Raw genomic sequence first — 24,479 nt, 5'->3', positions numbered from 1 at the left:
GATAGCAATGGAATTAGTATTGAAAGACGCGCAAAGCGCGCTGACTGTTTCCGAAACTACCTTCGGTCGTGATTTCAACGAAGCGCTGGTACATCAGGTTGTTGTTGCTTATGCAGCAGGTGCCCGTCAAGGTACTCGCGCCCAGAAGACCCGTGCTGAAGTAACTGGTTCCGGTAAAAAACCTTGGCGTCAGAAAGGTACTGGCCGTGCGCGTTCTGGTTCTGTTAAGAGCCCGATCTGGCGTTCCGGTGGTGTGACCTTCGCTGCTAAGCCACAGGACCACAGTCAGAAAGTTAACAAAAAGATGTACCGCGGCGCGCTGAAAAGCATTCTGTCGGAACTGGTACGTCAAGATCGTCTGATCGTTGTCGAGACGTTCTCTGTAGAAGCACCTAAAACTAAGTTGCTGGCGCAGAAACTGAAAGAAATGGCACTGGAAGACGTGTTGATCATCACCGGTGAACTGGATGAGAATCTGTTCCTGGCTGCGCGTAACCTGTACAAGGTTGACGTGCGTGATGCAGCAGGTATCGACCCAGTTAGCTTGATCGCCTTCGACAAAGTCGTTATGACTGCTGATGCAGTTAAGCAAGTTGAGGAGATGCTGGCATGATCCGTGAAGAACGTCTGCTGAAAGTACTGCGCGCGCCGCACGTATCTGAAAAAGCATCTACCGCGATGGAAAAAACTAACACCATCGTTCTCAAAGTTGCTAAAGACGCGACTAAAGCAGAGATTGTTGCTGCTGTAGAGAAACTGTTCGAAGTAGAAGTTAAAGACGTAAACACCCTGGTAGTTAAGGGTAAAGTTAAGCGTCACGGACAGCGTATTGGTCGTCGCAGCGACTGGAAAAAAGCTTACGTCACCCTGAAAGAAGGCCAGAATCTGGACTTCATCGGCGGCGCTGAGTAAGTCGGAGGAGAAAGACAATGGCAGTTGTTAAATGTAAACCGACATCTCCGGGTCGTCGCCACGTTGTTAAAGTGGTTAACCCTGAGCTGCACAAGGGCAAACCTTATGCCCCGTTGCTGGAAAAGAACAGCAAATCCGGTGGCCGTAACAACAATGGCCGCATCACTACCCGTCACATCGGTGGTGGTCACAAACAGCAATACCGTCTGATTGACTTCAAACGCAATAAAGATGGTATTCCTGCGGTTGTTGAGCGTCTGGAGTATGATCCGAACCGTTCCGCGAATATCGCGCTGGTTCTGTACAAAGACGGCGAACGTCGTTACATCCTGGCGCCGAAAGGCCTGAAAGCCGGCGATCAGATTCAATCTGGCGTTGATGCTGCGATTAAAGCGGGTAACACCCTGCCGATGCGTAACATTCCAGTCGGTTCAACGGTTCATAACGTAGAAATGAAACCAGGTAAAGGCGGCCAATTGGCTCGTTCTGCTGGTGCTTACGTTCAGATCGTTGCTCGTGACGGTTCTTACGTTACCCTGCGTCTGCGTTCTGGCGAAATGCGTAAAGTCGAATCCGACTGCCGCGCTACGCTGGGCGAAGTCGGCAACGCTGAGCACATGCTTCGCGTTCTGGGTAAAGCTGGTGCTGCACGCTGGCGTGGTGTTCGTCCTACCGTTCGCGGTACGGCAATGAACCCAGTCGACCACCCACACGGTGGTGGTGAAGGTCGTAACTTTGGTAAGCACCCAGTTAGTCCGTGGGGCGTTCAGACCAAAGGTAAGAAGACCCGCAGCAACAAGCGTACTGATAAATTTATCGTACGTCGCCGTACTAAATAATCTTAGAGGATAAACCATGCCACGTTCTCTCAAGAAAGGTCCATTTATTGACCTGCACTTGCTGAAGAAGGTAGAGAAAGCGGTGGAAAGCGGAGACAAGAAGCCTTTGCGCACTTGGTCCCGTCGTTCAACGATCTTTCCAAATATGATCGGTTTGACCATCGCTGTCCATAATGGTCGTCAGCACGTTCCGGTGTTTGTTTCCGATGAAATGGTCGGTCACAAACTGGGTGAATTCGCGCCGACTCGTACTTATCGCGGCCATGCGGCCGACAAAAAGGCCAAGAAGCGCTAAGGTAGGAGGAAGAGATGGAAACTATCGCTAAACATTGCCACGCTCGTTCTTCTGCTCAAAAGGTTCGCCTGGTGGCAGACCTGATTCGCGGTAAGAAAGTGTCGCAAGCTCTGGAAGTTCTGACCTACACCAACAAGAAAGCTGCTGGTCTGGTTAAAAAAGTGCTGGAGTCTGCTATTGCTAACGCAGAACACAACGATGGCGCTGACATTGATGATCTGAAAGTCGCGAAAATCTTCGTTGACGAAGGCCCAAGCATGAAGCGCATTATGCCGCGTGCTAAAGGTCGTGCGGATCGCATCCTGAAGCGTACCAGCCACATTACTGTGGTTGTGTCCGATCGCTGAGACTCTGGAGACTAGCAATGGGTCAGAAAGTACATCCTAATGGTATTCGCCTGGGTATTGTCAAACCTTGGAACTCTACCTGGTATGCGAATACCAAAGAATTCGCTGACAACCTGGACAGCGATTTTAAAGTTCGTAAATACCTGACGAAGGAACTGGAGAAGGCTTCCGTTTCTCGTATCGTTATCGAACGTCCGGCAAAAAGCATTCGTGTGACTATTCACACTGCTCGCCCGGGTATCGTGATCGGTAAAAAAGGTGAAGATGTTGAGAAACTGCGTAAAGTCGTAGCGGATATCGCTGGCGTACCTGCACAGATCAATATCGCAGAAGTTCGTAAACCTGAACTGGACGCAAAACTGGTTGCTGACAGCATCACTTCTCAGCTGGAGCGTCGTGTGATGTTCCGTCGTGCTATGAAGCGTGCGGTACAGAACGCCATGCGTCTGGGCGCTAAAGGTATTAAAGTTGAAGTAAGTGGCCGTCTTGGCGGCGCTGAAATCGCGCGTACCGAATGGTACCGTGAAGGTCGTGTTCCATTGCACACACTACGTGCGGATATCGACTACAACACCTCCGAAGCGCACACCACTTATGGTGTTATCGGTGTGAAAGTGTGGATCTTCAAAGGTGAGATCCTGGGTGGTATGGCTGCCGTTGAACAACCGGAAAAACCGGCTGCTCAACCTAAAAAGCAGCAGCGTAAAGGCCGCAAGTAAGGAGAGTCGCTGATGTTACAACCAAAGCGTACAAAATTCCGTAAGGTGCACAAAGGCCGCAATCGTGGTCTGGCGCAGGGTACGGATGTTAGCTTCGGCACTTTCGGTCTGAAAGCTGTTGGCCGCGGTCGCCTGACTGCTCGTCAAATCGAAGCTGCACGTCGTGCCATGACTCGTGCTGTTAAGCGTCAAGGTAAGATCTGGATCCGTGTATTCCCGGACAAACCGATCACCGAGAAACCGCTTGAAGTTCGTATGGGTAAAGGTAAAGGTAACGTGGAATATTGGGTTGCCTTGATTCAGCCAGGTAAAGTCCTGTACGAAATGGACGGTGTGCCGGAAGAGTTAGCCCGTGAGGCATTCCAACTGGCAGCAGCGAAACTGCCTATCAAAACCACCTTTGTAACTAAGACGGTGATGTAATGAAAGCAAATGAGCTGCGTGAAAAAAGCGTCGAAGAGCTGAACACTGAACTGCTCGGCCTGCTGCGTGAGCAATTTAACCTGCGTATGCAGGCTGCCAGTGGTCAGTTGCAACAGACTCACCTGGTAAAACAAGTGCGTCATAATATTGCACGTGTTAAGACTTTACTGACTGAGAAGGCGGGTGCGTAATGACCGATAAAATCCGTACTCTGCAAGGTCGTGTTGTAAGCGACAAAATGGAGAAATCCATGGTTGTTGCTATCGAACGTTTTGTGAAACACCCGCTTTACGGTAAATTCATCAAGCGTACGACTAAGCTGCACGTACATGACGAGAACAATGAATGCGGTATCGGTGACGTGGTTGAAATCCGCGAATGCCGCCCGCTGTCCAAAAATAAGTCTTGGACACTTGTTCGCGTTGTAGAGAAAGCGATTCTGTAATAAAGTAGCGCTCTTCTCTTATGATAAACGGCTCTGCAAAGGGCCGTTTATTTTTTCTACCCATACTAAGGAAGCGGTGTTATAATGCTGCGCCCTCAATTATGGGGTATTTAATGGCCCGAAAGGGTCCTAGAGTAGTAGTTGACAAGCGGAGCACTAAAATGATCCAAGAACAGACTATGCTGAACGTGGCCGATAATTCCGGTGCACGTCGCGTAATGTGTATCAAGGTTCTAGGTGGCTCGCACCGTCGCTACGCAGGCGTCGGCGATATCATCAAAATTACCATCAAGGAAGCAATTCCTCGCGGTAAGGTGAAGAAAGGCGATGTTCTGAAGGCGGTAGTGGTGCGCACCAAGAAGGGTGTTCGTCGCCCGGACGGTTCTGTCATTCGCTTCGATGGCAATGCTTGCGTTATTTTAAACAATAACAGCGAACAGCCTATCGGTACGCGTATTTTTGGGCCGGTAACTCGTGAACTGCGTAATGAGAAGTTCATGAAAATTATCTCTCTGGCACCAGAAGTACTTTAAGGAGCGAATCATGGCAGCGAAAATCCGTCGTGATGACGAAGTTATTGTGCTAACCGGTAAAGATAAAGGTAAGCGCGGTAAAGTAAAAAATGTCCTGTCTGCTAGTAAGGTCATTGTTGAAGGTATTAACCTGGTTAAAAAACATCAGAAGCCGGTTCCGGCCCTGAACCAACCCGGTGGCATCGTTGAAAAAGAAGCTGCAATTCAAGTTTCTAACCTTGCAATCTTCAATGCGGCAACTGGTAAGGCTGACCGTGTAGGCTTTAGATTCGAAGACGGAAAAAAAGTCCGTTTCTTTAAATCTAATAGCGAAACTATCAAGTAATTTGGAGTAGTACGATGGCGAAACTGCATGATTACTACAAAGACGAAGTAGTTAAAAAACTCATGACTGAGTTTAACTACAATTCTGTCATGCAAGTCCCTCGGGTCGAGAAGATCACCCTGAACATGGGTGTTGGTGAAGCGATCGCTGACAAGAAACTGCTGGATAACGCAGCAGCTGATCTGGCAGCAATCTCCGGTCAAAAACCGTTGATCACCAAAGCACGCAAATCTGTTGCAGGCTTCAAAATCCGTCAGGGCTATCCGATCGGCTGTAAAGTAACTCTGCGTGGCGAACGCATGTGGGAGTTCCTTGAGCGTCTGATTTCCATTGCTGTACCGCGTATTCGTGACTTCCGTGGCTTGTCCGCCAAGTCATTCGATGGTCGTGGTAACTACAGCATGGGTGTGCGTGAGCAGATCATCTTCCCGGAAATCGACTACGATAAAGTCGATCGCGTTCGTGGTTTGGACATTACCATTACCACTACTGCGAAATCCGATGATGAAGGCCGTGCGCTGTTGGCCGCCTTTAACTTCCCATTCCGCAAGTAAGGTAGGGTTACTAATGGCTAAGCAATCCATGAAAGCACGCGAAGTTGTTCGTGTGAAACTGGCTGAAAAATACCGCGCTAAACGCGAGGAATTGAAAGCTATCATCTCTGGTGTGAACTCATCCGACGAAGATCGTTGGGATGCAGTTCTTAAGCTGCAGACTCTGCCGCGTGATTCCAGCCCGTCTCGTCAGCGTAATCGCTGCCGCCAAACTGGTCGTCCGCACGCTTTCCTGCGGAAGTTCGGGTTGAGCCGTATCAAGGTCCGTGAAGCCGCTATGCGCGGTGAAATTCCGGGTCTGAAAAAGGCTAGCTGGTAATTGTCACCAATTGAATCACGGGAGTAAAGACAGATGAGCATGCAAGATCCGATCGCGGATATGCTGACCCGTATCCGTAACGGTCAAGCCGCGAACAAAGTTGCGGTCACCATGCCTTCCTCCAAGCTGAAAGTGGCAATTGCCAACGTGCTGAAGGAAGAAGGTTACATTGAAGATTTCAAAATCGAAGGCGACACCAAGCCAGTTCTGGAATTAGAACTTAAATATTTCCAGGGCAAGGCAGTGGTAGAAAGCATTCAGCGAGTAAGCCGTCCAGGCCTGCGCATCTATAAAAGAAAAGATGAGCTGCCAAAAGTTATGGCCGGTTTGGGTATCGCAGTTGTTTCTACCTCTAAAGGTGTTATGACTGATCGTGCAGCTCGCCAGGCTGGTCTTGGTGGCGAGATTATCTGCTACGTAGCTTAATCGGGAGGAAAGAATGTCTCGTGTTGCAAAAGCACCCGTCGTCATTCCTGCCGGCGTAGAGGTAAAACTCAACGGTCAGGATGTTTCGATTAAGGGTAAAAACGGCGAGCTGAGTCGTAAGATCCACGATGCTGTTGAAGTGAAACAAGCTGACAACGCTCTGACTTTCGCTCCGCGCGAAGGTTTCGTTGACGGATGGGCCCAGGCGGGTACCACTCGTGCTCTGTTGAACGCAATGGTTATCGGTGTTACCGAAGGCTTCACTAAGAAGCTGCAACTGGTTGGTGTTGGTTACCGTGCTGCTGTTAAAGGCAACGTGGTTAACCTGTCTCTCGGGTTTTCTCACCCAGTAGAGCATGCACTGCCGGCAGGTATTACTGCAGAATGCCCAAGCCAAACTGAAATCGTACTGAAAGGTGCTGATAAGCAGGTTATTGGTCAGGTTGCTGCGGAATTACGCGCCTACCGTCGTCCTGAGCCTTATAAAGGTAAGGGTGTCCGTTACGCCGACGAAGTCGTGCGTACCAAAGAGGCTAAGAAGAAGTAAGGTAACACTATGGATAAGAAAGCAGCTCGTATCCGTCGTGCGACCCGCGCACGCCGCAAGCTCCAGGAACTGGGTGCGACGCGTCTGGTGGTACATCGTACTCCACGCCATATTTATGCGCAGGTCATTGCACCGAACGGTTCTGAAGTCCTGGTAGCCGCTTCTACTGTAGAAAAAGCTATCGCTGAACAACTGAAGTCTACCGGTAATAAAGACGCTGCAAGTGCAATAGGTAAAGCTATTGCAGAACGCGCGTTAGAAAAAGGCATCAAAGATGTCTCTTTCGATCGTTCCGGTTTCCAATATCATGGTCGAGTCCAAGCACTGGCAGATGCTGCCCGTGAAGCTGGCCTTCAGTTCTAAGGTAGAGGTGTAAGATGGCTCACATCGAGAAACAAGCTGGCGAACTGCAGGAAAAGCTGATCGCGGTAAATCGCGTATCTAAAACCGTTAAAGGTGGTCGTATTTTCAGCTTCACCGCACTGACTGTAGTGGGTGATGGCAACGGCCGCGTTGGTTTTGGTTACGGTAAAGCTCGCGAAGTTCCAGCAGCGATCCAGAAAGCGATGGAAAAAGCCCGTCGCAATATGATGAATGTCGCGCTGAACAACGGCACCCTGCAGCACCCAGTTAAAGGTGCTCACACGGGTTCTCGTGTGTTCATGCAGCCAGCTTCCGAAGGTACCGGTATTATTGCCGGTGGTGCAATGCGCGCCGTTTTGGAAGTTGCAGGGGTTCACAACGTATTGGCTAAAGCCTATGGTTCCACTAACCCGATTAACGTGGTTCGTGCAACGATTGATGGTTTGGCCAATATGAAGTCCCCGGAAATGGTCGCTGCCAAGCGTGGTAAATCCGTTGAAGAAATTCTGGGGTAATGACCGTGGCAAAGACTATTAAAATTACTCAAACCCGTAGTGCAATCGGTCGTCTGCCGAAACATAAGGCGACACTGCTTGGCCTGGGTCTGCGTCGTATTGGGCATACAGTTGAACGTGAGGATACTCCTGCGGTTCGCGGTATGGTCAACGCGGTTTCCTACATGGTTAAAGTAGAGGAGTAACAGATGCGTTTAAATACTCTGTCTCCGGCCGAAGGTGCTAAACACGCACCGAAGCGTTTAGGTCGTGGTATCGGTTCTGGCCTGGGCAAAACCAGTGGTCGTGGTCACAAAGGTCAGAACTCTCGTTCTGGCGGTGGCGTACGTCGTGGTTTTGAAGGTGGTCAGATGCCTTTATATCGTCGTCTGCCGAAATTCGGTTTTACTTCTCGCAAAGCGATGATCACGGCAGAAGTTCGTCTGTCTGATTTAGCTAAAGTAGAAGGCGACGTGGTTGACCTGAATACGCTGAAAGCCGCTAATGTTATTGGCATTCAGATTGAGTTCGCGAAAGTGATTCTGTCTGGTGAAGTTGCTCGTCCGGTAACGATTCGTGGTCTGCGTGTCACTAAAGGTGCTCGTGCTGCTATCGAAACTGCTGGCGGTAAAATTGAGGAATAAGTAGCAGATGGCTAAGCAACCAGGATTAGATTTTCAAAGTGCTAAAGGCGGAGTTGGTGAACTGAAGCGCAGACTTTTGTTTGTTATCGGTGCGCTAATTGTTTTCCGTATTGGCTCTTTTATCCCAATTCCTGGTATTGATGCCACTGTGCTTGCCAAATTGCTTGAACAGCAGCGAGGCACCATCATTGAAATGTTTAACATGTTCTCTGGTGGTGCTCTCAGCCGTGCTTCTATCTTTGCACTGGGTATTATGCCGTATATTTCGGCGTCGATTATTATCCAGTTGCTGACGGTGGTTCATCCTGCGTTGGCTGAAATAAAGAAAGAAGGGGAAGCTGGCCGTCGTAAGATTAGCCAGTATACCCGCTACGGTACCTTGGTATTGGCTATATTCCAGTCGATCGGTATTGCTACCGGTTTGCCGAATATGCCTGGAATGCAAGACTTGGTGATAAATCCAGGTTTTGCTTTCTATTTTACCGCTGTTGTGAGCCTGGTTACTGGGACAATGTTCCTAATGTGGCTGGGAGAACAGATTACGGAACGTGGTATCGGTAACGGTATCTCGATCATAATCTTCGCTGGTATTGTTGCGGGACTACCGCCGGCCATTGGCCATACCATCGAGCAAGCTCGGCAAGGCGACCTGCACTTCCTCCTGTTGCTGTTGGTTGCAGTTTTAGTGTTTGCAGTAACCTTCTTCGTTGTTTTCGTTGAGCGTGGTCAACGTCGTATTGTCGTTAACTATGCAAAACGTCAACAGGGGCGTCGTGTTTATGCAGCACAGAGTACGCATTTACCGCTGAAGGTGAACATGGCTGGGGTTATCCCTGCAATTTTTGCCTCCAGTATTATTCTGTTCCCAGCCACGATTGCATCTTGGTTTGGGGGCGGTACCGGTTGGAACTGGCTGACAACTATTTCGCTGTATTTGCAGCCCGGACAACCGCTTTATGTGTTACTCTATGCGTCTGCAATCATCTTCTTCTGTTTCTTCTACACTGCGTTGGTTTTCAACCCACGCGAAACAGCAGATAACCTGAAGAAGTCCGGTGCATTCGTGCCAGGAATTCGTCCGGGAGAGCAAACGGCGAAATATATCGATAAAGTGATGACTCGACTGACTCTGATTGGTGCGATGTATATTACTTTTATCTGCCTGATCCCGGAGTTTATGCGTGACGCAATGAAAGTACCTTTCTATTTTGGGGGTACATCTTTATTGATCGTTGTTGTTGTCATCATGGACTTTATGGCTCAAGTGCAAACTCTGATGATGTCGAGTCAATATGAGTCTGCATTGAAGAAAGCAAACCTGAAAGGCTATAACCGTTAATTAGGTGAGCTTGAGAAGTTACGGAGAGTAAAAATGAAAGTTCGTGCTTCCGTCAAGAAACTATGTCGTAACTGTAAGATTGTTAAGCGTAACGGTGTCGTTCGTGTGATCTGCAGTGCCGAGCCGAAGCATAAACAGCGTCAAGGCTGATTATCTCGCATATTTTTCTTGCAAAGTTGGATTGAGCTGGCTAGATTAGCCAGCCAATCTTTTGTATGTAGCTGCAACATTATTTGAGTATCCTGAAAACGGGCTTTTCAGAATGGTGTTGCTGTATAAAATTGTAGGAGTGCATAGTGGCCCGTATAGCAGGCATTAACATTCCTGATCATAAACATACCGTTATTGCGTTAACGTCGATTTTCGGTATCGGTAAAACTCGGTCGCAGGCTATTTGTGCTGCAACAGGGATTGCCGAAGATGTTAAGATCAGTGAGCTGTCTGAAGAGCAAATCGATAAGCTGCGTGACGAAGTTGCCAAGTTTGTTGTAGAAGGTGATCTGCGTCGTGAAGTTACCCTGAGCATCAAGCGTCTTATGGACCTTGGTACTTATCGTGGTTTGCGTCATCGTCGTGGTCTGCCGGTTCGCGGTCAGCGTACCAAGACTAACGCCCGTACCCGTAAGGGTCCGCGCAAACCGATCAAGAAATAATCGGGGTGATTGAATAATGGCAAAGGCACCTATTCGTGCACGTAAGCGTGTAAGAAAGCAAGTCTCTGACGGTGTGGCTCATATCCATGCTTCTTTCAACAACACCATCGTAACCATTACTGATCGTCAGGGTAATGCGCTGGGTTGGGCAACTGCCGGTGGTTCCGGCTTCCGTGGTTCTCGTAAATCTACGCCGTTCGCTGCTCAGGTAGCTGCAGAACGTTGCGCAGAGGCCGTGAAAGAGTACGGTATTAAGAACCTGGAAGTTATGGTTAAAGGACCTGGTCCGGGCCGTGAGTCTACTATCCGCGCATTGAACGCGGCTGGTTTCCGCATCACTAATATTACTGATGTGACTCCGATCCCTCATAACGGTTGTCGTCCGCCGAAAAAGCGCCGCGTATAACGCCGCTTTTAGGATTGTTGGAGAAAGAAAATGGCAAGATATTTGGGTCCTAAGCTCAAGCTGAGCCGTCGTGAAGGCACCGACCTGTTCCTGAAGTCTGGTGTTCGTGCGATCGATTCCAAGTGTAAAATTGAACAAGCTCCTGGCCAGCACGGTGCGCGTAAACCGCGTCTGTCTGACTATGGTGTACAGTTGCGTGAAAAGCAAAAAGTTCGCCGTATCTACGGTGTTCTGGAGCGTCAGTTCCGTAACTATTATAAAGAAGCTGCACGTCTGAAAGGCAACACAGGTGCAAACCTGCTGCAACTGCTGGAAGGTCGTCTGGATAACGTTGTTTATCGTATGGGTTTTGGTGCCACTCGTGCTGAAGCACGTCAGATGGTAAGCCACAAAGCTATCATGGTAAACGGTCGCGTTGTTAGCATCGCTTCTTATCAGGTATCCCCGAATGACGTAGTCAGCATCCGTGAGAAAGCGAAAAAGCAATCTCGCGTGAAAGCCGCTCTGGAGCTGGCTGAACAGCGTGAAAAGCCAACTTGGCTGGAAGTTGATGCTGCCAAGATGGAAGGTGTGTTCAAACGTATTCCTGAACGTACCGATCTGTCTGCGGACATTAATGAACACCTGATCGTCGAGCTTTACTCCAAGTAAAGCTTAGTACCAAAGAGAGGACACAATGCAGGGTTCTGTGACAGAGTTTCTAAAACCGCGCCTGGTTGATATCGAGCAAGTGAGTTCGACGCACGCCAAGGTGACCCTTGAGCCATTAGAGCGGGGCTTCGGCCATACTCTTGGCAACGCACTGCGCCGTATTCTGCTTTCATCCATGCCAGGTTGCGCGGTGACCGAGGTTGAGATTGATGGTGTACTGCATGAGTACAGCACCAAAGAAGGCGTACAGGAAGATATCCTGGAAATCCTGCTCAACCTGAAAGGGCTGGCGGTGAGAGTTCAAGGCAAAGATGAAGTTATTCTTACCCTGAATAAATCTGGCATTGGCCCTGTGACTGCAGCCGACATCATCCATGATGGTGATGTCGAAATCGTCAGGCCGCAGCACTTAATTTGCCATCTGACCGATGAAAACGCATCTATTAGCATGCGTATCAAAGTTCAACGTGGCCGTGGTTATGTGCCGGCATCTGCCCGTATTCATACGGAAGAAGATGAGCGCCCGATTGGTCGTCTGTTAGTTGATGCTTGCTACAGCCCTGTAGAGCGTATTGCCTACAATGTTGAAGCAGCTCGTGTAGAACAGCGTACTGACCTGGACAAGCTAGTCATCGAAATGGAAACCAATGGCACGATCGATCCTGAAGAGGCGATCCGCCGTGCGGCCACCATTCTGGCTGAACAACTTGAAGCTTTTGTTGACTTACGTGATGTTCGTCAGCCAGAAGTTAAAGAAGAGAAACCAGAATTCGATCCGATTCTGCTGCGCCCTGTTGACGATCTGGAATTGACTGTCCGCTCTGCTAACTGCCTTAAGGCAGAAGCTATCCACTACATCGGTGATCTGGTACAGCGTACCGAGGTTGAGCTGCTCAAAACGCCTAACCTTGGTAAAAAATCTCTTACTGAGATTAAAGACGTACTGGCTTCCCGTGGTCTGTCTCTGGGCATGCGCCTGGAAAATTGGCCACCGGCAAGCATTGCTGATGAGTAACCAGATCACAGGTTAAGGTTTTACTGAGAAGGATAAGGTCATGCGCCATCGTAAGAGTGGTCGTCAACTGAACCGTAACAGCAGCCATCGTCAGGCTATGTTCCGTAACATGGCTAGTTCTTTGGTTCGTCATGAAATAATCAAGACGACCCTGCCGAAAGCGAAAGAGCTGCGTCGCGTTGTTGAACCGCTGATTACTCTTGCCAAGACCGACAGCGTTGCTAATCGTCGTCTGGCATTCGCCCGTACTCGTGATAACGAGATCGTGGCAAAACTGTTTAATGAACTGGGCCCGCGTTTCGCGAGCCGTGCAGGTGGTTACACTCGTATTCTGAAGTGTGGCTTCCGTGCTGGTGACAATGCGCCGATGGCATACATCGAGCTCGTTGATCGCTCAGTTTCGCAGACAGAAGAAGTGGCTACTGCAGAGTAATCTGTAAGAGCGTAAAAAAACCGGGGAAACCCGGTTTTTTTATATCTGAAATAAATCATTCTTTCGCATGAGTACACATTTTGAGTAATTACCTGTGTCTAAGCGAGCTGAAAAATACATCCAGCCTGTTCCTATCTATCCATTTCGACTATATACTCTGCACGTTTTATCGATGTATATATCACCCCAGACTTTCTTAGGAGTAATGATGACCACATACCGTCATAAACGCGGGAAAATCCAGGACAACGCCATTGAGGCATTGCTACATGACCCGCTGTTTCGCCAACGAATTGAAGTGAATGAAAAAGGAAAAGGAAGTTATCGTAGAAAAGAGAAGCACATGAAGAAAGGTAACTGGGAGGCCAGTGGTAAGCAATCAAATGATTATTTACCTCTGGCCTTTCTACTTTCTGCGTAACGATACTGAGTCTAAGCAGAAACTCAATTCTTACTGTCTAGTTTGTTGTTCTTTAAGTAAATCGCGAATTTCAGCTAATAGCTTCTCTTCTGCGCTAGGTTTTGGCGGTGCGGCAGGCGTATCTTCCTGTTTTCGACGCATTTTATTCATAAGCTTGATCGCTATAAAAATCGCGAAAGCGACGATGATAAAGTCGAAAATATTCTGGATGAAAGCGCCATAGTTCATGACAACGCTAGGAATTTCACCTTGGGCATCACGAAGAATAAGGCTGAATTGTTTAAAATCGACACCACCAATCAAAAGTCCAAGTGGCGGCATAATAATATCTGATACCAGCGAAGAAACGATTTTGCCGAAAGCTGCACCAATAATGACACCCACCGCCAAATCGACAACGTTGCCACGCATGGCAAACTCTCTGAATTCTTTAATGATGCTCATATCCGTTCTCCTTGCCAAAAATTATAAATTAATTCTAACCAATAGTCGTATCTTTGCCAGATTATCGATCAGCAATAAATGTGTTCCTACATTACAAAAAGAAAGGGCTGGGTTGAAATAGGCGTTCAACATCAGGCACAAATTTCTTGTCAGCCAAGAACATGATGACATGGTCACCTTGCTCAATTTTACTATTTGCGTTGGCAATGATGACATCATCACCGCGAACAATTGCACCTATAGTGGTACCGGGTGGAAGCTTAATATCTTCGATCATTCTGCCGACAACTTTCGATGTGCCTTCATCACCGTGGGCGATGGCCTCGATTGCTTCGGCTACACCACGGCGTAAAGAGGATACGCTTACGATATCTGCCTTGCGGACGTGGCTTAGTAGCGCAGAAATTGTTGCTTGCTGTGGAGATATTGCGACATCGATGACGCTGCCCTGAACCAGATCGACATAAGCTCGACGCTGGATAAGCACCATTACTTTTTTCGCGCCCATGCGTTTAGCCAGCATAGCTGACATAATATTCGCTTCGTCATCATTGGTAATGGCGATGAATACATCGATCTGCTCGATATGCTCTTCGGCGAGGAGCTCTTGATCTGAAGCATCACCATGGAATACGACCGTATTTTGCAGAAGCTCAGCCAGTTCTACAGCTCGGTCTGCATTTCGTTCTATCAACTTAATGCTGTAATCTTTTTCTAACCGCTGCGCTAATCCTGCACCGACATTCCCGCCACCAACGATCATGATCCTTTTATAGGGTTTTTCAAGGCGTTGTAATTCGCTCATCACCGCACGAATATGCTGCGAAGCAGCGACAAAAAACACTTCATCTCCAGCTTCGATGATGGTGGAACCCTGCGGGCGAATAGGGCGATCGTGACGAAAAATAGCCGCAACGCGGGTATCTACGTGGGGAATATGTTCGCGGAGTGAGGTAAGGGCATTACCCACTAGTGGGCCGCCATAGTAGGCATTAACTGCGGCAAGACTCACTTTACCTTCAGCGAAGTTAACGACCTGAAGTGCTCCAGGATATTCGATCAGTTTGTAAATGTTATCGATCACCAACTGTTCTGGGGAGATCAAGTGATCGATGGGAACCGCTTCTGGTAAAAACAGTTGCTCTGATTCACGAATGTATTCTGCGGCACGAATGCGTGCAATCCGGTTTGGGGTTTTAAAAAGAGAATAAGCAATCTGGCAGGCTACCATATTCGTTTCATCTGAATTGGTAACGGCGACCAGCATATCGGCATCTTCTGCTCCCGCTTCACGCAGCACTCGTGGGTGAGAGGCGTAGCCCGTAACGACACGCAGGTCAAACTTATCCTGAAGCTGGCGTAACCGATTTGCATCAGTATCAACGACAGTAATGTCATTGTTTTCACCCGCTAGATTTTCCGCCAGTGTTCCGCCGACCTGGCCTGCGCCAAGAATGATAATTTTCATAATAAGCTATGCCGTTTATGGATTGCCATCTGTTGCAGACAATACTGGGTTCAATATCAGTTTTTTACCAGCTTCGCATAAAAGAAACCATCACCACCATCGGCATGAGGAAGTATCTGTATACCCGGCATTTCTCTTGTACCTGTATCAACCAGTGTTGCATCGGTATGGCGAGTTAGGAAATCCGTAACTTGTTGAGCATTTTCTTGCGGCAGAATGGAGCAGGTAGCATAGACCATTGTGCCGCCGGTTTTGAGATGTGGCCAAATGGCATCAAGGATCTCTTTTTGTAGCGCAACCAGCTCTTCAATGTCTCTGTCTCGGCGCAACCACTTAATGTCAGGATGACGACGAATCACACCCGTGGCTGAGCATGGGGCATCCAACAGAATGCGATCAAACACACGCCCTTCGCACCATGAATCGGGGTAACGTCCATCGCCTTGTTTTACTTCGGCATGCATTTGTAACCGCAGTAAATTTTCTTTTACCCGGCCTAAACGTGTTTCATCAACATCGACAGCGAGCACATGAGATTTTGGTGCTGCTTCTAAAATATGTGTCGTTTTTCCACCGGGTGCAGCGCAGAGATCGAGGATCTGTTCACCATCTTGTGGATCGAGCCAATAGACGCAGCCTTGAGCAGATGCATCTTGTACCGTTGCCCACCCTTGCGAAAATCCTGGCAATTGATCGACCGCACAGGGAGAGGCAAGCCGTATCGCATCGTTGTATTCAGCATGAGAAAATGCTTCGATTCCCTCTTGCTCTAACAAGTTTAAATACGCTTTACGTGTGTGGTGTAATCGATTCACACGTAACCACATTGGGGGGCGTTGATTATTCGCTTCAACGATGGTTTGCCAGTGATTTGGATAGGCACGCTCAATGCGCGCCAGCAGCCAGCTTGGATGCAGGTAGTGAGATGAGTGAGTTGCCTCACGTTGAATCAGTTCTTCCTGCTGACGCTGGAATTGGCGTAATACGCCATTAATCAGCCCCTTGAGTTGCGGTTTTTTTAACGCCACAGCACCTTCTACTGTTTCAGCCAGCGCTGCATGTGGCGGGATCCGCGTATATTGCAGTTGGTAGATGCCGACCATGATGAGGTAGTGCAGCGTGCGCTGTTTACCCGTCAGGGGCTTAGCCATCAGTTGTTGAATACACCATTCCAACTGCGGTAAAACGCGTAATACGCCAAAGCAAAGCTCTTGCAAAAGTGCGCGATCTTTATCGGAGACTTCACGCTGATGGACAGGTAATAAGGCACTGAGTGATTGTCCCTGATCCAGAACCTGTCCCACCACTTTTGCGGCAATACTGCGTAGATTGTATGAGCTTTTCATGTGTTAGCGATGACGTATACGTAAAAGAGAGAGGATATACCGGCATAGTGCCGGTATGAAAAATAGATTAGTCCAGTGTATTACCGGGAACGAACCACTCACGACGTGAGTTAAGCAGATCCTGCGCACCCATGACTTTTTTGCCTGCGGGCTGCAATTCCTGAATATTCAGGATGCCATCGGCTGTTGCTACCTGAATGCCCTGCTTGTCTGCCTGTATGATTGTACCGGGTTGTGAGGCATGTGCTTTGGCGATGACCTCAGCTTTCCAGACTTTCACTGGCTGTTCATCTACGATGAAATAGCTGACTGGCCAAGGATTAAAAGCACGAATACAGCGCTCAAGCTGCTCGGCAGATAACTGCCAGTTTAAACGTGCTTCTTCTTTGCTGAGCTTTTCTGCATAGGTGGCAAGGGCATCATTTTGTGCTTCAGAAACAGCGCTGCCATCAGCAAGCTGTTCCAGCGTTTCCAATAAGCCACGTGGGCCCAGCTCCGCAAGTTTATCGTACAACGTTGCGCTGGTATCCTGTGGCAGGATAGGGCACGAAATTTTGTGCAGCATTGCGCCAGTATCGAGTCCAACATCCATTTGCATGATCGTCACACCGGTTTCACTATCTCCAGCCCATAATGCACGCTGAATAGGGGCTGCACCACGCCAAAGAGGCAACAGAGAACCGTGGACATTAATGCAGCCGAGACGAGGCATGGATAACACGGGCTGTGGCAGAATTAAGCCGTAGGCGACAACGACCATAACATCGGCATTTAACGCCTGAACCATCGCCTGATTTTCTTCCGGCCGCAGAGATTTAGGCTGGAAAACGGGGATGCTGTGTTGCTCTGCCAGTACTTTTACTGGACTGGGGGTGAGCTTGTTGCCTCTGCCTGCTGGGCGATCGGGCTGGGTGAAAACGCCAACGACCTCATGGCCCGATGATAAAAGCGCGTCAAGGTGACGCGCGGCAAAGTCAGGGGTTCCGGCAAAGATTATGCGTAAAGAATCAGACACTGTGCTTCCTGTCAGGATGAAAATTATCGGGCTCGGCTATTCTGCTTAGCCAGTTTTTCCAGTTTTTGACGAATGCGCTGGCGTTTAAGTGGGGAAAGGTAATCGATAAACAGTTTCCCAACCAGATGGTCCATTTCATGCTGAATACAAATGGCGAGTAGTTCGCTTGCTTCAAGTTCGAACGCTTTACCTTCACGATCCAATGCGCGCACTTTCACATGCTCTGCACGAGGAACCAGCGCACGTGTTTCAGGGATCGACAGGCAACCCTCTTCGATGCCCGTATCGCCGCTCTTTTCAATCAACTCGGGGTTGATCAGCACCAGTCGTTGGTCTCGTTCTTCAGAGACGTCAATAACAATAATACGTTGATGAATATCGACTTGTGTCGCTGCCAGGCCAATACCTTCTTCTTCGTACATGGTATCGAACATATCATCCACGATACGTTGAATATCTGCATTGACTTCTTTTACGGGCTGCGCAGTGATGCGGAGCCGCTCGTCTGGAAAATGTAATACCTGCAAAACTGACATATATGTTTAGATCTGTATCTGAATAGTGAAAGAGTATTAACGCTCATTCTAGACATTTCCTGCCCCGATTGACAGCATCAGCACTGAATTGCAGCACTTATCTGAACAGAGTTGAGTAAGGGACGCCGATGCTATCAACGGAAATCTGGCTACGTATGACGGGCGTACGGCACCTCGGTGTCAGGCGTGCTCGGGCGATTGTCAGAAAGCTTATTGATTTAAACACGTTCGATAACGAGACCTTGAGAGCATTAGGCCTGTCTGATGCTCAAATAGCCCAATTCTGTACCTACGATCGTAAGATTCTGGAAGGAACGCTCAATTGGTTGTCTTACCCCAATCACCATATTGTGACGTGTGAAGATGCTTTGTATCCCTTTCTGCTGAGCAATATTCGTGATTTTCCGCTTCTGCTCTTTGTTTCTGGTTCTCCTGAGTTGCTGGCATCGCCACAAATATCGATTATTGGTAGCCGGGGGAGCAGTGCTTACGGTGAACGCTGGGGATGTTTTTTTGCTCAGGAGCTGGCCGCAAATGAACTCACGGTGACAAGCGGGCTAGCGATTGGCATTGATGGTATTGCTCATCGTGCCGCTTTGGATACGGGAGGGAGAACCATTGCCGTGCTTGGAAGCGGACTGGAGAATATTTATCCTAAGCGGCACGCTAAGCTTGCCGAACGTATTTGTGGCGATGGTGGCGCGCTGGTTTCCGAATTTCCCCTCGCTATGCCGCCTTTCCCAACCAACTTTCCCAGAAGAAATCGTATTATCAGCGGGCTAGGGCTGGGTGTCCTGGTCATTGAAGCGTCTATCCGCAGTGGGTCGTTGGTTACAGCGCGTTATGCTTTGGAACAAGGACGGGAAGTTTTTGCTCTGCCGGGGCCTATCGGTAACCCTATGACTGAGGGGACACACTGGCTGATCCAGCAAGGGGCGAGCTTGGTTACACATCCTAAGGATATTCTTGAACAGTTGGTGAGTGAATTGCAGTGGCTACCGATGCAAAGCGGACAAACTATTTCTAACGAAGAAGAGGATGGTGAATTGCCATTTGCCGACGTGTTGGCTAACGTAGGAGATGAGGTTACACCTGTTGACGTTGTCGCTGAACGTGCCGGCCAACCTGTGCCAGAGATAGTCACTAAGCTATTAGAGCTGGAGTTAGCAGGGTGGATCGCAGCAGTACCCGGCGGCTATGTCCGATTAAGGAGGGCAGGCCATGTTCGACGTACTCATGTACTTGTTTGAGAGTTACATCCACAATGAAACTGAAATGCGTGTCGATCAGGATACGTTAACTGATGACCTCACCCGCGCTGGATTCCATCGTAACGATATCTATAGCGCGTTGAGTTGGCTGGAAAAACTGGCCGATATTCAGGAAGGGCAGACTGCGCCGCTTTATTTAGCGAACGATCCTCTGGCTATGCGGATCTATACGCAGGATGAGGCGCTGCGTCTTGATGCGGAATGTCGTGGCTTTTTATTGTTCCTTGAGCAAATTCAGGTTCTGAACCTTGAAACGCGGGAAATGATTATTGAACGCGTCATGGCGTTAGAAACGCAGGAGTTTGATCTGGAAGATCTGAAGTGGGTCATTCTCATGGTACTTTTCAATGTACCTGGTTGTGAGAATGCTTATCAGCAAATGGAAGAATTACTCTTTGAGGTCAATGACGGTTATGTGCAATAGCCAGAGGAATAACAGTTCGAATGGCTAAGCCTGCACTGTTTGCTGAAAAAAAACAGGAAATATGTCCAGACTGTGGGTCAGTGCTGGTTATCCGTTCTGGTCGGCACGGCCCATTTCTTGGCTGTTCTGCGTATCCAGAATGTGAGTTCATTCGCCCGCTGAAAGCACAAGCTGACGGACATATTGTCAAAGTGTTAGATGGGCAGCAATGTCCGCTTTGTCAGTCGACCTTGGTCTTACGACAAGGTCGTTATGGGATGTTCATCGGCTGTGGCAATTACCCCGAATGTCATCATACCGAGACTATCGATCGCCCTGATGAAACGGCGATTCGATGTCCACAGTGTAATGAAGGCACGCTGTTGCAGCGTAAATCTCGCTACGGCAAGGTGTTTCACTCTTGCGATCGCTATCCCGATTGCCAGTTTACGTTAAACCATAAGCCGATAGCGGGTGAATGTCCTTCTTGCCATTACGCTTTATTGTTTGAAAAAAAAACGGCACAAGGAATTAAGCTATTTTGTGCCAGTAAATTATGTGGAAAACCGATAGCGGCAGAAGTTGATAAGAATGAGTGATGTATCTGATGAGCTAATGATTCCCGTTTTGCGGGAATTACACAACGAGCAGGTTATTGCGTACCCGACTGAAGCGGTATTTGGGTTGGGATGCGATCCTGATAGTGAAGTGGCGGTTAATCGCCTGCTGGCGTTAAAACAACGCCCCTGGCAAAAAGGGTTGATCCTGATTGCGGCAGATTTTAGCCAACTGGCTCCTTATATTGATGACAGTGCGTTATCCGATGAGCAAAAGGCAGTGATGTTTTCCACATGGCCAGGTCCGGTTACTTGGGTATTGCCAGCAAAACGCACGACCCCGCAGTGGCTAACAGGGCAATTTTCTTCGCTTGCGGTGCGTGTTAGTGACCATCCGCTAGTCAAGGAACTGTGCCAGCGTTACGGTAAACCGTTGGTGTCGACCAGTGCTAATTTAAGTGGTCAACCTCCCTGCCGTACTGCTCAGGAAGTCTCTCAGCAGTTTGGTGATGATTTTCCTGTGCTAGTTGGGGACGTAGGCGGAAGAATGAACCCATCAGAAATCAGGGATGTATTAACAGGCGAGCTTATTCGTCAGGGGTAACGACAAGTTGGAGAGGAACGTGTCTGAAGTAACGTCTTTTGCGGTTTTTGGCAATCCGATTGCACATAGTAAATCACCTCGCATACATGAGCTATTTGCTGCACAGACGGGGATAACGTTGACGTACCAGCGCGTGTTAGCGCCTCTGGATAATTTTGAGCAGATGCTGCGCCAGTATTTTCGTGATGGTGCTGGTGGGGCGAATGTGACAGCGCCCTTTAAAGAGCGGGCCTTTGCCGAAGCTGATGAGTGTAGCGAGTGTGCTGCCCTTGCGGGGGCAGTCAATACATTGAAGAGATTGAATGACGGTCGCCTGTTTGGTGATAATACCGATGGCATCGGTTTGCTCAGCGATCTACAACGATTAGCGCTGGTGAAGCCGTTGGATCGTGTTTTGCTGGTTGGTGCAGGTGGTGCGGCGAGGGGGGTTATCCAACCCCTGCTGGCCCATGGTTGTACAGTGGTGCTGGCGAATAGGACCTTTTCCAAGGCCGATACCTTAGCTAAGATCTTCCGTGATATTGGTGATATTCACGCTGTTGCTTTCGACTATTTACATGGTCAGTCTTTCGATCTGATCATCAACGCCACATCTTCTGGTATGGACAATAGCGTTCCTAACTTACCGCCAGAGCTTATTTCTCTGGAAACGAGCTGTTATGACATGTTCTATCTGCCACAACTGACCCCCTTTTTGTCATGGTGCGTACAGCATGGCGCTCTCCATTATGCAGATGGTTTGGGAATGCTGGTGGGGCAAGCGGCACATGCGTTTAAACTTTGGCATGGTGTTATGCCAGACGTGGAGCCAGTGATTGCTTTACTAAAGCAGGAGCTTGCTAAATGAATCAGGCGATCCAGTTCCCCGATCGTGAAAGTTGGGATGATAAGGTAATGGCGATCCGCTTTCCCGTTTTAGTGAATGGCTTTCAGCAGGAATGTTTAGTGAGCGCAGAGCTGCTCCAGCAACGTTATGGTGGTGATAGCCCTGAACGGTGTCTGGCACTGTTCAGGGAATATCGATGGGATCTTGAAGATGAACTGGAAAAAATGATCGTTGCTGAAGAATGGGATGATGAAGGTTGTTACTCGTTGTCCTGAGCAAGGTATTCATCCTTCCAACGAACATAGTTGTTTGCCGAGTAAATCAATCCCTCTATTTCTTCTTGTGTTAGTGGTCGAATTTTTTTGACTGGGCTGCCGAGGTATAGATGCCCCTTCTCCAGTCGTTTTCCAGGGGGGACCAAGCTACCAGCGCCAATCATGACATCATCTTCAACAACCGCTCCATCCAGAAGTATTGATCCCATTCCGACCAGAACCCGATTTCCTATTTGGCAACCGTGCAGCATCGCTTTATGGCCTACAGTGACGTCTTCACCAATAATAAGTGGATTACCTTCTGGTTTTTTCTCTGAGCAGTGGGTGATGTGAAGTACAGATCCGTCCTGAACATTACTCCTTGCACCAATAGTAATGTAGTTAACATCACCGCGTATGGCGACAAGAGGCCATATGCCGACATCATCGCCTAGTGTTACCTTACCAATCACCACGCTGGAATGATCGACCATGACTCTTTCGCCTAAAACGGGAGAAATGCCGTTATAACGACGGAATGTTTTTGTACTCATCGACAGCCTCGTAGTTATTTGCCACATACTGATTACTCGTTATTAGACAAAATATCGACAGATATGGGATGTCGGCAACTGAAAAGTGGCGTGGATCGAGTAAGATCTCATCGAAAGGGTCGAAAAACACGCGAACAGAAAAAAAGATCAAGAAAGTTGTTGTGTAACGAAAACGGATCCCTATAATGCGCCTCCATCGACACGGCGCTGTGAACACACAACTGAGTCGATAAAGAAAGAGAAAACACTTTAAAATAAGCGTTGACTCTGAAGGTGAAAAGCGTAATATACGCCACCTCGCGAAGTGGTTAAGGCCACAACGCACTGCTCTTTAACAATTTAATCAGACAATCTGTGTGGGCACTCACAAGACCGTATCTTAACGATATAAAAAGTCTTGAAGAGTGAACAACAGTAAAATTCATTACGAATGAACAGTTACTAATTCTTTGAGCATCGCTGACGAGTTCAGCAAATCAAACAAATCTTAAATTGAAGAGTTTGATCATGGCTCAGATTGAACGCTGGCGGCAGGCCTAACACATGCAAGTCGAGCGGTAGCACAGGAGAGCTTGCTCTCTGGGTGACGAGCGGCGGACGGGTGAGTAATGTCTGGGAAACTGCCTGATGGAGGGGGATAACTACTGGAAACGGTAGCTAATACCGCATAACCTCGCAAGAGCAAAGAGGGGGACCTTCGGGCCTCTCGCCATCAGATGTGCCCAGATGGGATTAGCTAGTAGGTGAGGTAATGGCTCACCTAGGCGACGATCCCTAGCTGGTCTGAGAGGATGACCAGCCACACTGGAACTGAGACACGGTCCAGACTCCTACGGGAGGCAGCAGTGGGGAATATTGCACAATGGGCGCAAGCCTGATGCAGCCATGCCGCGTGTGTGAAGAAGGCCTTCGGGTTGTAAAGCACTTTCAGCGAGGAGGAAGGCAGTCGTGTTAATAGCACGGCTGATTGACGTTACTCGCAGAAGAAGCACCGGCTAACTCCGTGCCAGCAGCCGCGGTAATACGGAGGGTGCAAGCGTTAATCGGAATGACTGGGCGTAAAGCGCACGCAGGCGGTCTGTTAAGTTGGATGTGAAATCCCCGGGCTTAACCTGGGAACTGCATTCAAAACTGACAGGCTAGAGTCTTGTAGAGGGGGGTAGAATTCCAGGTGTAGCGGTGAAATGCGTAGAGATCTGGAGGAATACCGGTGGCGAAGGCGGCCCCCTGGACAAAGACTGACGCTCAGGTGCGAAAGCGTGGGGAGCAAACAGGATTAGATACCCTGGTAGTCCACGCTGTAAACGATGTCGATTTGGAGGTTGTGCCCTTGAGGCGTGGCTTCCGGAGCTAACGCGTTAAATCGACCGCCTGGGGAGTACGGCCGCAAGGTTAAAACTCAAATGAATTGACGGGGGCCCGCACAAGCGGTGGAGCATGTGGTTTAATTCGATGCAACGCGAAGAACCTTACCTACTCTTGACATCCAGAGAATTAGCTAGAGATAGCTGAGTGCCTTCGGGAACTCTGAGACAGGTGCTGCATGGCTGTCGTCAGCTCGTGTTGTGAAATGTTGGGTTAAGTCCCGCAACGAGCGCAACCCTTATCCTTTGTTGCCAGCGATTCGGTCGGGAACTCAAAGGAGACTGCCGGTGATAAACCGGAGGAAGGTGGGGATGACGTCAAGTCATCATGGCCCTTACGAGTAGGGCTACACACGTGCTACAATGGCGTATACAAAGAGAAGCGACCTCGCGAGAGCAAGCGGACCTCATAAAGTACGTCGTAGTCCGGATTGGAGTCTGCAACTCGACTCCATGAAGTCGGAATCGCTAGTAATCGTAGATCAGAATGCTACGGTGAATACGTTCCCGGGCCTTGTACACACCGCCCGTCACACCATGGGAGTGGGTTGCAAAAGAAGTAGGTAGCTTAACCTTCGGGAGGGCGCTTACCACTTTGTGATTCATGACTGGGGTGAAGTCGTAACAAGGTAACCGTAGGGGAACCTGCGGTTGGATCACCTCCTTACCAAGAAGATGTGCGTTAAGTGAAGTGCTCACACAGATTGTCTGATGAAAATAACGAGCAGAAATAC

39 protein-coding genes and 1 rRNA gene are annotated in these 24,479 nt (G+C 48.9%); 34 read left to right on the top strand and 6 right to left on the bottom strand.

The window, feature by feature from the left end:
• The first annotated feature begins 7 nt into the window (after positions 1 to 7).
• The 27 genes from rplD to EO763_RS19725 all read left to right on the top strand — a co-directional run bounded on the left by rplD (position 8) and on the right by EO763_RS19725 (position 13,103).
• Positions 8 to 613 carry a 50S ribosomal protein L4 gene (gene rplD / locus EO763_RS19855; protein WP_039362752.1) on the top strand — a complete coding sequence of 202 codons (606 nt, stop codon included), beginning with the start codon at positions 8 to 10 and terminating at the stop codon, positions 611 to 613.
• The gene (rplW, locus tag EO763_RS19850; protein WP_005970277.1) at positions 610 to 912 is read left to right on the top strand and encodes a 50S ribosomal protein L23; all 303 of its coding nucleotides are present in this window, start codon (positions 610 to 612) and stop codon (positions 910 to 912) included. The genes rplD and rplW overlap by 4 nt, the downstream gene beginning before the upstream one ends.
• Before the next feature lie 17 nt (positions 913 to 929).
• A complete protein-coding gene (gene rplB / locus EO763_RS19845; RefSeq protein ID WP_010286179.1) occupies positions 930 to 1,751 on the top strand; it encodes a 50S ribosomal protein L2 in 822 nt (273 codons plus the stop codon).
• Between the two features lie 16 nt (positions 1,752 to 1,767).
• Positions 1,768 to 2,046: a 30S ribosomal protein S19 gene (rpsS, locus tag EO763_RS19840; protein ID WP_004929772.1), complete on the top strand. Its 279-nt coding sequence runs from the start codon at positions 1,768 to 1,770 to the stop codon at positions 2,044 to 2,046.
• A gap of 14 nt (positions 2,047 to 2,060) precedes the next feature.
• Positions 2,061 to 2,393 carry a 50S ribosomal protein L22 gene (gene rplV, locus EO763_RS19835; protein ID WP_005970275.1) on the top strand — a complete coding sequence of 111 codons (333 nt, stop codon included), beginning with the start codon at positions 2,061 to 2,063 and terminating at the stop codon, positions 2,391 to 2,393.
• A 17-nt stretch (positions 2,394 to 2,410) separates the two neighbouring features.
• Positions 2,411 to 3,112, top strand: coding sequence for a 30S ribosomal protein S3 (rpsC, locus tag EO763_RS19830; RefSeq protein WP_005970274.1), 702 nt, complete (start codon positions 2,411 to 2,413; stop codon positions 3,110 to 3,112).
• Between the two features lie 12 nt (positions 3,113 to 3,124).
• The gene (gene rplP / locus EO763_RS19825; protein WP_005970273.1) at positions 3,125 to 3,535 is read left to right on the top strand and encodes a 50S ribosomal protein L16; all 411 of its coding nucleotides are present in this window, start codon (positions 3,125 to 3,127) and stop codon (positions 3,533 to 3,535) included.
• Complete coding sequence (gene rpmC, locus EO763_RS19820) at positions 3,535 to 3,726, top strand: 50S ribosomal protein L29 (RefSeq protein ID WP_005970272.1); 192 nt, start codon at positions 3,535 to 3,537, stop codon at positions 3,724 to 3,726. Before rplP ends, rpmC begins: the two co-directional genes overlap by 1 nt.
• Positions 3,726 to 3,980 (top strand): 30S ribosomal protein S17, encoded by a 255-nt coding sequence (rpsQ, locus tag EO763_RS19815; RefSeq protein ID WP_010286161.1) that lies wholly within the window; start codon positions 3,726 to 3,728, stop codon positions 3,978 to 3,980. Before rpmC ends, rpsQ begins: the two co-directional genes overlap by 1 nt.
• Positions 3,981 to 4,141: 161 nt before the next feature.
• Complete coding sequence (gene rplN / locus EO763_RS19810) at positions 4,142 to 4,513, top strand: 50S ribosomal protein L14 (RefSeq protein ID WP_000613954.1); 372 nt, start codon at positions 4,142 to 4,144, stop codon at positions 4,511 to 4,513.
• A 10-nt stretch (positions 4,514 to 4,523) separates the two neighbouring features.
• A complete protein-coding gene (gene rplX, locus EO763_RS19805; RefSeq protein WP_005970267.1) occupies positions 4,524 to 4,838 on the top strand; it encodes a 50S ribosomal protein L24 in 315 nt (104 codons plus the stop codon).
• Positions 4,839 to 4,852: 14 nt separating this feature from the next.
• Positions 4,853 to 5,392 (top strand): 50S ribosomal protein L5, encoded by a 540-nt coding sequence (rplE, locus tag EO763_RS19800; RefSeq protein WP_005970265.1) that lies wholly within the window; start codon positions 4,853 to 4,855, stop codon positions 5,390 to 5,392.
• 13 nt (positions 5,393 to 5,405) lie between these two features.
• The gene (gene rpsN, locus EO763_RS19795; RefSeq protein ID WP_010286114.1) at positions 5,406 to 5,711 is read left to right on the top strand and encodes a 30S ribosomal protein S14; all 306 of its coding nucleotides are present in this window, start codon (positions 5,406 to 5,408) and stop codon (positions 5,709 to 5,711) included.
• Between the two features lie 33 nt (positions 5,712 to 5,744).
• Positions 5,745 to 6,137: a 30S ribosomal protein S8 gene (gene rpsH / locus EO763_RS19790; RefSeq protein ID WP_005970261.1), complete on the top strand. Its 393-nt coding sequence runs from the start codon at positions 5,745 to 5,747 to the stop codon at positions 6,135 to 6,137.
• Between the two features lie 13 nt (positions 6,138 to 6,150).
• Positions 6,151 to 6,684, top strand: a complete 534-nt coding sequence (rplF, locus tag EO763_RS19785; protein ID WP_005970259.1) for a 50S ribosomal protein L6 — start codon at positions 6,151 to 6,153, stop codon at positions 6,682 to 6,684.
• Positions 6,685 to 6,693: 9 nt separating this feature from the next.
• A complete protein-coding gene (gene rplR / locus EO763_RS19780) occupies positions 6,694 to 7,047 on the top strand; it encodes a 50S ribosomal protein L18 (RefSeq protein ID WP_010286111.1) in 354 nt (117 codons plus the stop codon).
• 14 nt (positions 7,048 to 7,061) lie between these two features.
• Complete coding sequence (gene rpsE, locus EO763_RS19775) at positions 7,062 to 7,562, top strand: 30S ribosomal protein S5 (RefSeq protein WP_005970257.1); 501 nt, start codon at positions 7,062 to 7,064, stop codon at positions 7,560 to 7,562.
• A gap of 5 nt (positions 7,563 to 7,567) precedes the next feature.
• On the top strand, positions 7,568 to 7,747 hold the full coding sequence (gene rpmD, locus EO763_RS19770) for a 50S ribosomal protein L30 (protein WP_004846568.1): 180 nt from the start codon (positions 7,568 to 7,570) through the stop codon (positions 7,745 to 7,747).
• 3 nt (positions 7,748 to 7,750) lie between these two features.
• Entirely contained in the window at positions 7,751 to 8,185 is a 435-nt protein-coding gene (gene rplO / locus EO763_RS19765) for a 50S ribosomal protein L15 (RefSeq protein ID WP_010286086.1), read from the top strand.
• A 7-nt stretch (positions 8,186 to 8,192) separates the two neighbouring features.
• Entirely contained in the window at positions 8,193 to 9,524 is a 1,332-nt protein-coding gene (secY, locus tag EO763_RS19760; protein ID WP_010286083.1) for a preprotein translocase subunit SecY, read from the top strand.
• Between the two features lie 33 nt (positions 9,525 to 9,557).
• On the top strand, positions 9,558 to 9,674 hold the full coding sequence (gene rpmJ / locus EO763_RS19755; RefSeq protein ID WP_002227352.1) for a 50S ribosomal protein L36: 117 nt from the start codon (positions 9,558 to 9,560) through the stop codon (positions 9,672 to 9,674).
• Between the two features lie 146 nt (positions 9,675 to 9,820).
• Positions 9,821 to 10,177 carry a 30S ribosomal protein S13 gene (gene rpsM / locus EO763_RS19750; RefSeq protein ID WP_010286058.1) on the top strand — a complete coding sequence of 119 codons (357 nt, stop codon included), beginning with the start codon at positions 9,821 to 9,823 and terminating at the stop codon, positions 10,175 to 10,177.
• A gap of 16 nt (positions 10,178 to 10,193) precedes the next feature.
• Complete coding sequence (rpsK, locus tag EO763_RS19745; protein ID WP_002919257.1) at positions 10,194 to 10,583, top strand: 30S ribosomal protein S11; 390 nt, start codon at positions 10,194 to 10,196, stop codon at positions 10,581 to 10,583.
• Positions 10,584 to 10,613: 30 nt separating this feature from the next.
• Positions 10,614 to 11,234, top strand: coding sequence for a 30S ribosomal protein S4 (gene rpsD, locus EO763_RS19740; RefSeq protein ID WP_010286047.1), 621 nt, complete (start codon positions 10,614 to 10,616; stop codon positions 11,232 to 11,234).
• A 25-nt stretch (positions 11,235 to 11,259) separates the two neighbouring features.
• Entirely contained in the window at positions 11,260 to 12,249 is a 990-nt protein-coding gene (locus EO763_RS19735; protein ID WP_039495044.1) for a DNA-directed RNA polymerase subunit alpha, read from the top strand.
• 40 nt (positions 12,250 to 12,289) lie between these two features.
• Positions 12,290 to 12,682 (top strand): 50S ribosomal protein L17, encoded by a 393-nt coding sequence (gene rplQ / locus EO763_RS19730; RefSeq protein WP_005970246.1) that lies wholly within the window; start codon positions 12,290 to 12,292, stop codon positions 12,680 to 12,682.
• 208 nt (positions 12,683 to 12,890) lie between these two features.
• Positions 12,891 to 13,103, top strand: a complete 213-nt coding sequence (locus EO763_RS19725; protein WP_010286032.1) for an alternative ribosome-rescue factor A — start codon at positions 12,891 to 12,893, stop codon at positions 13,101 to 13,103.
• 30 nt (positions 13,104 to 13,133) lie between these two features.
• Here EO763_RS19725 and mscL read toward each other — a convergent pair whose 3' ends face one another.
• The 5 genes from mscL to def all read right to left on the bottom strand — a co-directional run bounded on the left by mscL (position 13,134) and on the right by def (position 17,912).
• Positions 13,134 to 13,547 (bottom strand): large-conductance mechanosensitive channel protein MscL, encoded by a 414-nt coding sequence (mscL, locus tag EO763_RS19720; RefSeq protein WP_161529969.1) that lies wholly within the window; start codon positions 13,545 to 13,547, stop codon positions 13,134 to 13,136.
• 91 nt (positions 13,548 to 13,638) lie between these two features.
• The gene (gene trkA, locus EO763_RS19715) at positions 13,639 to 15,015 is read right to left on the bottom strand and encodes a Trk system potassium transporter TrkA (protein WP_010304922.1); all 1,377 of its coding nucleotides are present in this window, start codon (positions 15,013 to 15,015) and stop codon (positions 13,639 to 13,641) included.
• Positions 15,016 to 15,071: 56 nt separating this feature from the next.
• Positions 15,072 to 16,361 (bottom strand): 16S rRNA (cytosine(967)-C(5))-methyltransferase RsmB, encoded by a 1,290-nt coding sequence (gene rsmB / locus EO763_RS19710; RefSeq protein WP_161529968.1) that lies wholly within the window; start codon positions 16,359 to 16,361, stop codon positions 15,072 to 15,074.
• 67 nt (positions 16,362 to 16,428) lie between these two features.
• Positions 16,429 to 17,376, bottom strand: coding sequence for a methionyl-tRNA formyltransferase (gene fmt / locus EO763_RS19705; protein WP_161529967.1), 948 nt, complete (start codon positions 17,374 to 17,376; stop codon positions 16,429 to 16,431).
• Between the two features lie 23 nt (positions 17,377 to 17,399).
• A complete protein-coding gene (gene def / locus EO763_RS19700; protein WP_010304912.1) occupies positions 17,400 to 17,912 on the bottom strand; it encodes a peptide deformylase in 513 nt (170 codons plus the stop codon).
• A gap of 128 nt (positions 17,913 to 18,040) precedes the next feature.
• On the opposite strand from def, the gene dprA reads away from it, so the two are divergent.
• The 6 genes from dprA to EO763_RS19670 are packed head-to-tail and all read left to right on the top strand — an operon-like array spanning position 18,041 to position 21,848.
• Positions 18,041 to 19,162: a DNA-protecting protein DprA gene (dprA, locus tag EO763_RS19695; RefSeq protein WP_161529966.1), complete on the top strand. Its 1,122-nt coding sequence runs from the start codon at positions 18,041 to 18,043 to the stop codon at positions 19,160 to 19,162.
• Positions 19,134 to 19,607, top strand: a complete 474-nt coding sequence (locus tag EO763_RS19690; RefSeq protein ID WP_010309861.1) for a DUF494 family protein — start codon at positions 19,134 to 19,136, stop codon at positions 19,605 to 19,607. The genes dprA and EO763_RS19690 overlap by 29 nt, the downstream gene beginning before the upstream one ends.
• Positions 19,608 to 19,627: 20 nt before the next feature.
• A complete protein-coding gene (locus EO763_RS19685) occupies positions 19,628 to 20,185 on the top strand; it encodes a DNA topoisomerase family protein (RefSeq protein WP_010309857.1) in 558 nt (185 codons plus the stop codon).
• On the top strand, positions 20,178 to 20,747 hold the full coding sequence (gene tsaC, locus EO763_RS19680; RefSeq protein ID WP_161529965.1) for an L-threonylcarbamoyladenylate synthase type 1 TsaC: 570 nt from the start codon (positions 20,178 to 20,180) through the stop codon (positions 20,745 to 20,747). Before EO763_RS19685 ends, tsaC begins: the two co-directional genes overlap by 8 nt.
• A gap of 19 nt (positions 20,748 to 20,766) precedes the next feature.
• Positions 20,767 to 21,594: a shikimate dehydrogenase gene (gene aroE, locus EO763_RS19675; protein ID WP_161529964.1), complete on the top strand. Its 828-nt coding sequence runs from the start codon at positions 20,767 to 20,769 to the stop codon at positions 21,592 to 21,594.
• On the top strand, positions 21,591 to 21,848 hold the full coding sequence (locus EO763_RS19670) for a DUF1488 family protein (protein ID WP_161529963.1): 258 nt from the start codon (positions 21,591 to 21,593) through the stop codon (positions 21,846 to 21,848). The genes aroE and EO763_RS19670 overlap by 4 nt, the downstream gene beginning before the upstream one ends.
• On the opposite strand, the gene EO763_RS19665 is transcribed toward EO763_RS19670, so the two are convergent.
• Positions 21,833 to 22,381 carry a gamma carbonic anhydrase family protein gene (locus EO763_RS19665; protein WP_039487936.1) on the bottom strand — a complete coding sequence of 183 codons (549 nt, stop codon included), beginning with the start codon at positions 22,379 to 22,381 and terminating at the stop codon, positions 21,833 to 21,835. The two genes, EO763_RS19670 and EO763_RS19665, sit on opposite strands and share 16 nt — an antisense overlap.
• 489 nt (positions 22,382 to 22,870) lie before the next feature.
• Between EO763_RS19665 and EO763_RS19660 the strand changes: the two genes are divergently transcribed.
• A 16S ribosomal RNA gene (locus EO763_RS19660) occupies positions 22,871 to 24,412 on the top strand.
• Positions 24,413 to 24,479: the final 67 nt, after the last annotated feature.

Source organism: Pectobacterium odoriferum (assembly GCF_009931295.1).
GTDB lineage: Bacteria > Pseudomonadota > Gammaproteobacteria > Enterobacterales > Enterobacteriaceae > Pectobacterium > Pectobacterium odoriferum.
The sequence above is the reverse complement of the archived record's forward strand: the minus strand, read 5'-3'. Positions and strand labels throughout refer to the sequence as shown.

What these genes read in the sequence shown, in the direction of transcription:
- rplV (WP_005970275.1), top strand. Translation starts at nt 2,061, where the DNA reads ATGGAAACTATCGCTAAACATTGCCACGCTCGTTCTTCTGCTCAAAAG.
- trkA (WP_010304922.1), bottom strand. Translation starts at nt 15,015, where the DNA reads ATGAAAATTATCATTCTTGGCGCAGGCCAGGTCGGCGGAACACTGGCG.
- rpsN (WP_010286114.1), top strand. Translation starts at nt 5,406, where the DNA reads ATGGCTAAGCAATCCATGAAAGCACGCGAAGTTGTTCGTGTGAAACTG.
- rpsE (WP_005970257.1), top strand. Translation starts at nt 7,062, where the DNA reads ATGGCTCACATCGAGAAACAAGCTGGCGAACTGCAGGAAAAGCTGATC.
- tsaC (WP_161529965.1), top strand. Translation starts at nt 20,178, where the DNA reads ATGAGTGATGTATCTGATGAGCTAATGATTCCCGTTTTGCGGGAATTA.
- rpsS (WP_004929772.1), top strand. Translation starts at nt 1,768, where the DNA reads ATGCCACGTTCTCTCAAGAAAGGTCCATTTATTGACCTGCACTTGCTG.
- rpmC (WP_005970272.1), top strand. Translation starts at nt 3,535, where the DNA reads ATGAAAGCAAATGAGCTGCGTGAAAAAAGCGTCGAAGAGCTGAACACT.
- mscL (WP_161529969.1), bottom strand. Translation starts at nt 13,547, where the DNA reads ATGAGCATCATTAAAGAATTCAGAGAGTTTGCCATGCGTGGCAACGTT.
- EO763_RS19725 (WP_010286032.1), top strand. Translation starts at nt 12,891, where the DNA reads ATGACCACATACCGTCATAAACGCGGGAAAATCCAGGACAACGCCATT.
- rsmB (WP_161529968.1), bottom strand. Translation starts at nt 16,361, where the DNA reads ATGAAAAGCTCATACAATCTACGCAGTATTGCCGCAAAAGTGGTGGGA.
- rplB (WP_010286179.1), top strand. Translation starts at nt 930, where the DNA reads ATGGCAGTTGTTAAATGTAAACCGACATCTCCGGGTCGTCGCCACGTT.
- EO763_RS19670 (WP_161529963.1), top strand. Translation starts at nt 21,591, where the DNA reads ATGAATCAGGCGATCCAGTTCCCCGATCGTGAAAGTTGGGATGATAAG.
- rpmJ (WP_002227352.1), top strand. Translation starts at nt 9,558, where the DNA reads ATGAAAGTTCGTGCTTCCGTCAAGAAACTATGTCGTAACTGTAAGATT.
- rplX (WP_005970267.1), top strand. Translation starts at nt 4,524, where the DNA reads ATGGCAGCGAAAATCCGTCGTGATGACGAAGTTATTGTGCTAACCGGT.
- rplN (WP_000613954.1), top strand. Translation starts at nt 4,142, where the DNA reads ATGATCCAAGAACAGACTATGCTGAACGTGGCCGATAATTCCGGTGCA.
- rpsD (WP_010286047.1), top strand. Translation starts at nt 10,614, where the DNA reads ATGGCAAGATATTTGGGTCCTAAGCTCAAGCTGAGCCGTCGTGAAGGC.
- rpsQ (WP_010286161.1), top strand. Translation starts at nt 3,726, where the DNA reads ATGACCGATAAAATCCGTACTCTGCAAGGTCGTGTTGTAAGCGACAAA.
- rplF (WP_005970259.1), top strand. Translation starts at nt 6,151, where the DNA reads ATGTCTCGTGTTGCAAAAGCACCCGTCGTCATTCCTGCCGGCGTAGAG.
- rplQ (WP_005970246.1), top strand. Translation starts at nt 12,290, where the DNA reads ATGCGCCATCGTAAGAGTGGTCGTCAACTGAACCGTAACAGCAGCCAT.
- rplE (WP_005970265.1), top strand. Translation starts at nt 4,853, where the DNA reads ATGGCGAAACTGCATGATTACTACAAAGACGAAGTAGTTAAAAAACTC.
- rplR (WP_010286111.1), top strand. Translation starts at nt 6,694, where the DNA reads ATGGATAAGAAAGCAGCTCGTATCCGTCGTGCGACCCGCGCACGCCGC.
- rplP (WP_005970273.1), top strand. Translation starts at nt 3,125, where the DNA reads ATGTTACAACCAAAGCGTACAAAATTCCGTAAGGTGCACAAAGGCCGC.
- rpsK (WP_002919257.1), top strand. Translation starts at nt 10,194, where the DNA reads ATGGCAAAGGCACCTATTCGTGCACGTAAGCGTGTAAGAAAGCAAGTC.
- EO763_RS19735 (WP_039495044.1), top strand. Translation starts at nt 11,260, where the DNA reads ATGCAGGGTTCTGTGACAGAGTTTCTAAAACCGCGCCTGGTTGATATC.
- EO763_RS19690 (WP_010309861.1), top strand. Translation starts at nt 19,134, where the DNA reads ATGTTCGACGTACTCATGTACTTGTTTGAGAGTTACATCCACAATGAA.
- rpsC (WP_005970274.1), top strand. Translation starts at nt 2,411, where the DNA reads ATGGGTCAGAAAGTACATCCTAATGGTATTCGCCTGGGTATTGTCAAA.
- rplO (WP_010286086.1), top strand. Translation starts at nt 7,751, where the DNA reads ATGCGTTTAAATACTCTGTCTCCGGCCGAAGGTGCTAAACACGCACCG.
- EO763_RS19665 (WP_039487936.1), bottom strand. Translation starts at nt 22,381, where the DNA reads ATGAGTACAAAAACATTCCGTCGTTATAACGGCATTTCTCCCGTTTTA.
- rplD (WP_039362752.1), top strand. Translation starts at nt 8, where the DNA reads ATGGAATTAGTATTGAAAGACGCGCAAAGCGCGCTGACTGTTTCCGAA.
- EO763_RS19685 (WP_010309857.1), top strand. Translation starts at nt 19,628, where the DNA reads ATGGCTAAGCCTGCACTGTTTGCTGAAAAAAAACAGGAAATATGTCCA.
- def (WP_010304912.1), bottom strand. Translation starts at nt 17,912, where the DNA reads ATGTCAGTTTTGCAGGTATTACATTTTCCAGACGAGCGGCTCCGCATC.
- rplW (WP_005970277.1), top strand. Translation starts at nt 610, where the DNA reads ATGATCCGTGAAGAACGTCTGCTGAAAGTACTGCGCGCGCCGCACGTA.
- secY (WP_010286083.1), top strand. Translation starts at nt 8,193, where the DNA reads ATGGCTAAGCAACCAGGATTAGATTTTCAAAGTGCTAAAGGCGGAGTT.
- rpsH (WP_005970261.1), top strand. Translation starts at nt 5,745, where the DNA reads ATGAGCATGCAAGATCCGATCGCGGATATGCTGACCCGTATCCGTAAC.
- dprA (WP_161529966.1), top strand. Translation starts at nt 18,041, where the DNA reads ATGCTATCAACGGAAATCTGGCTACGTATGACGGGCGTACGGCACCTC.